The organism is Algoriphagus yeomjeoni (assembly GCF_003259505.1).
GTDB lineage: Bacteria > Bacteroidota > Bacteroidia > Cytophagales > Cyclobacteriaceae > Algoriphagus > Algoriphagus yeomjeoni.
Genome location: NZ_QLLK01000027.1, coordinates 1 through 4,297 on the forward strand (window position 1 = coordinate 1; position 4,297 = coordinate 4,297).

At 39.9% G+C, this 4,297-nt stretch carries 4 protein-coding genes; all 4 read right to left on the reverse strand.

Going from position 1 to position 4,297, the window contains the following annotated elements; translation table 11 throughout:
- Positions 1 to 149 precede the first annotated feature (149 nt).
- The 4 genes from LV83_RS21220 to neuC are packed head-to-tail and all read right to left on the reverse strand — an operon-like array spanning position 150 to position 4,188.
- Positions 150 to 1,142 carry a GDP-mannose 4,6-dehydratase gene (locus LV83_RS21220; RefSeq protein WP_111613573.1) on the reverse strand — a complete coding sequence of 331 codons (993 nt, stop codon included), beginning with the start codon at positions 1,140 to 1,142 and terminating at the stop codon, positions 150 to 152.
- A complete protein-coding gene (locus LV83_RS21225) occupies positions 1,139 to 2,212 on the reverse strand; it encodes a nucleotidyltransferase family protein (protein WP_111613574.1) in 1,074 nt (357 codons plus the stop codon). The genes LV83_RS21220 and LV83_RS21225 overlap by 4 nt, the downstream gene beginning before the upstream one ends.
- A gap of 1 nt (position 2,213) precedes the next feature.
- Positions 2,214 to 3,083 (reverse strand): NAD-dependent epimerase/dehydratase family protein, encoded by an 870-nt coding sequence (locus tag LV83_RS21230; protein ID WP_111613575.1) that lies wholly within the window; start codon positions 3,081 to 3,083, stop codon positions 2,214 to 2,216.
- On the reverse strand, positions 3,046 to 4,188 hold the full coding sequence (neuC, locus tag LV83_RS21235; protein ID WP_111613576.1) for a UDP-N-acetylglucosamine 2-epimerase: 1,143 nt from the start codon (positions 4,186 to 4,188) through the stop codon (positions 3,046 to 3,048). Before neuC ends, LV83_RS21230 begins: the two co-directional genes overlap by 38 nt.
- Positions 4,189 to 4,297: the final 109 nt, after the last annotated feature.

Here is a 4,297-nt window from a genome sequence, read left to right on the forward strand (position 1 = left end):
GGTGGCATATTCCTATCCTAAACCCAGAATTACATTCTGGGCTTTTATAGGCCTTGCCGATGGCAAGGAATCAGGGATTTCAACTATTGATAAATTTCAAAAAAAAGCACTCCCGTGGAGTGCTTTTTTTGCTACTTATCTTCAGAACTTTAGATTGCGTATTTGGATGGATCTATATCTGGCTTATTGCTTTTCATAAATTCTACGACTTCGGACAAGCCCTCTTCGAGAGAGAACTGAGGTTCCCAATCAAATAGTCTTTTTGCTTTAGAGTAGTCGCAAATCAATTTCATGACCTCACTTTTTTCTGGTCTAATTCTTTGATTTTCAGCTATAACTTTCTTTTCTGTACCACAAATCTTTTGTACCATATCTACTATTTCCCCAATTGTATCTCCCCTACCTGTACCCACGCTCACTACCTCGCCAATTGTAGAATCGGCTAATGCGGCCATCATAAATCCTCTTGCTGTGTCTTTTACATAGAGCATATCTCTCACTGGGTCTAGAGATCCGAGTCGGATTTCGTTGGAATCAGATAGTACTTGGGAGACAATTGTAGGAATTACTGCACGGGTGGATTGTCTAGGACCAAAGGTATTGAATGGCCTAAACACACATACCGGAAGGTTGAAGGATAAGAAGTAACTCTCTGCAATTTTATCCGCTCCAATTTTTGTAGCCGAATAAGGCGATTGCCCCTGCATAGGATGTTTTTCATCAATGGGAGCATATAGAGCTGTACCATAAGTCTCCGAAGTGGAGGTTACCAAGAGTTTCTGAACACCTTGGCTTCTTGCAGCTTCCAGCATGTTCAAGGTGCCATTGATATTGGTAGAGACATATGCAGCCGGAGCTACATAGGAATAGGGAATACCGATCAGTGCAGCAAGGTGAAATACTATCTCTTTCCCTTTGGACAGGGTATTCATCAAAAAGCCATCTTGGATATCTCCAAAAACGATTTCAATCTGACTGAATATCTCCTTAGGAAGAAAGCGAAGGTTGTTGGTATAAGAGTTGGAGTTGTAATGAACCAAGGCTGTAACTTCAGCGCCAGCTTTAACCAATTCTTCAGCTAAATGGCTTCCAATAAAGCCGCCTGCTCCAGTAACAAGGACTTTTTTTCCGGTGTAATTCATCGATTTGATTTATTAAATAGATTTTTATAATCAAGATTGGCTTTTTCGTAGTCTTGATGTTGACCTATATCCAGCCAATATTCTTCTATAGGGAATGCGACGACAGGTTGCTTCTCTCGAAGTAGTACATCCATCAGGTCAGTAATGTCATAAAAATTACCTTTTGGGATATGACTTAGGACTTCGGGGCTTAGTGCATAGATCCCGCCACTAATTCGGAATGAATAGGATGGTTTTTCCAAAATGGATGTGACGTGGCAGCCTTCTGTCTGCAATACGCCATACGGCACTTTGGCTTCATAGGAAGCGCTACCAATAGTCAGTTTGGCGTTATTTTCTATATGAAAATCAAGAACAGACTTATAGTTCAAGGAGGTCAACAAATCCCCATTCATTACTAAGAAAGGGAGCTTAAGTTGATCTTCGAGGTATTTTACTGCACCGATGGTCCCAAGCTTTTTATCTTCTTTGAAATAGTGAATGTTTAGTCCGAAGGAAGAACCATCGCCACAAAACTCTTCAATATGTTCTGACAAATAATTAGTGCATAGGTACACATTTCGAAAACCGAATAAATGAAGTCTTTCGAGGATAGTTTGCAAAATAGGTTTATTACCTACTTTGAGCAGTGGTTTTGGGATGTTTTGTGTGAGGGGTTCTAAGCGAATTCCTCTCCCTCCTACCATGAGCACAACGGGATTTTCAATAGTTGGGCTGGCTTTTTCAGGTTCTGAGGATAGAAAATGGTGTATTTTTCCCTGGGCATCTACCACAGGAACCAGTTTAATTCCCTGCTCGGTAATCTGCTTCATATCCAAGGTTTTCTGCTCCTGAATGGAAACAGTAAAGGGATTGGAATTCATGACTACAGAAAGGCTATCATCGAGTTGACAGCCATTTAATATCCCTCTACGGATATCACCGTCACTTACCGAGCCTACTAACTTGTCATCAGCATTTACTACAAAAATGAGTCCCTTCTTATTTGCCTCAATCAGTCGCATAGCTTCACGAACTGATAGGTCTTGAGGTGCTGAAAAAAGGTTGATTTTATCTTTATCAATAAACATATTAGACTAATTCCTTGATGTATGTTTCTAAGGTAAAGCTTTCCTGAAAACCAGTTAAGTCTCTGAAGAGATTATCTGATATTTTCATCATATTATCATAAGGCTTGATAGGCTCAAAATTCCTTTGGTAGTGGAAGCCTAGGTTTTTCTCGAACAAGTCAATCAATTGATGCACGTTGAAATGATCGCTACCTACCATGTTTAAAACCGAAGTCTTTCCCCATTCCATGGTCTCCATCACTTGTAACATTGCCTGGGACAAATCCTCAACATGAAGAAAAAAGCGAAAAAGACTTCCGTCATTATTGAAGTCCAACACCTGATCAGAGAGTCCAGATCTCAGCAAATAGGCAAATACACCTTTAGGCTGGGTAGAACCATATATATTGGATAGCCTAAGGATCAATCGGTTTTCAGGTTTCATCCCAGCCATGATCAACTCTTCAGCTGCCAACTTAAGGGTGGAATAAGGAGTTTCTGGGTGACAGATATGAGATTCATCTACAAAATCCCCTGAGCCATATACGCCTACACTGGACAATTGTATCAGTTTGGTATGCTCTGCACAGGCCTGAATCAAATGTTGGATTCCCAAAGTATTTTGAAGCAGGCAGGCTTGAATAGGTCTGCTGATTTGGCCAGTGAAATTGAAAATAAAGTCAAATTTTTCTTCACTAATCAGCTGCACAGAATCCGGGGAGCAGATATCCAGGTTCAGGTGACGTGCACCTTTTCCTTTTCTGGAGCCAATGAAAATATTTGAAAAGCCAATCTTTTCTAAAACAGCGGAGAAATGGCTACCTAAATAGCCATTTCCTCCGAGTAGTAAGATTTTACTTTCCTTCGTAAAAGATTTTTTGGATACTGACACTTGAAAGGTCTATGTTTTTGAGGATGTCCACGATTTGTTTAGCAGAATTTCCTTCTCCGTAAGGATTCTTTATTTCAGAGACTTCTTTTCTAAACTTATCGTCAAATAGGGCTTTCTGAATTGCTTTTTCAATCTGAGCTGCATCATTAGGCACATCTAGGACATTGGAAGCACGTTCTCTACCCATTTGCCTATTTCCAATATTGATAGCAGGAATCTTCAAAGTAGGAGTTTCATGGATTCCAGAGCTTGAGTTACCCACCAAAGCCCATGCATTTCTATAAAGATTGACGAATTTCAAGGTAGGAAGAGATGGAATCCATTTGAATCCTGATGCTTTGATTTCCTCAATGATTTTAGCATGTCCCGCATCATTATTAGGCAACAGGAAAACCACTTGAGCATCTATATTTCTTAATGCCTTGAGCGTCTCTCTGATTTGATCAATAGAAGACATAGCTTCTGTAGTCACAGGATGCTGAATCACCAATACAAAAGGTTTGGAAAAGTCCAAGTCAAACTCTTTTTCCAATTCAGATGCATTCATGGTTGGGGTATTAACCAATACATCGATAGATGGGCAACCAACTACGTGTATATCCTTAGGGTTCTCACCAAGTCTAATCAATCTTTTTTCTGCATCTTCAGTGGCAGGAAAGTGAATGTGGGAGAATTTAGTCATCGCATGTCTGATAGATTCATCAATGCTTCCAGTGACCTCTCCACCCTGAATATGCGCCACAGGTATGTTCATGTGAGCAGCAGCAACAGTGACAGCAAAATTTCCTCCGATATCAAAACCAGAAAGAACCAAATCCGGTTTAGATTTTTCAAGTTCATAGGTCACTCCTGTCAAAACCCTAGCCATGGAGCGTACCATTTCAGCTCCTGAATCAGGTGAATTGGAGTCAAACATAGGGATTTTGGCATCTATGGTAAATCCGTCATCTTCTATATAGTTGACATCTTTACCATGAAGATCCAAGAGGCATATACCCGTCACTACCAGGTAGATTTCAAAGAATGAATCAGCTTTCATTCTTTCTAGGATTGGCTTATATCTACTATAATCAGCTCTTCTTTCTATGAGTACAAATACTTTCATCTGTTTATAATTGGTTTTTAATTGTCAGATGGAATCTCGCTTGGTTGATAATCAGCTCAATTTGTGACTTTGTAGTCCTGCTCGATTTCATGTGTTTATGATTTTTTTT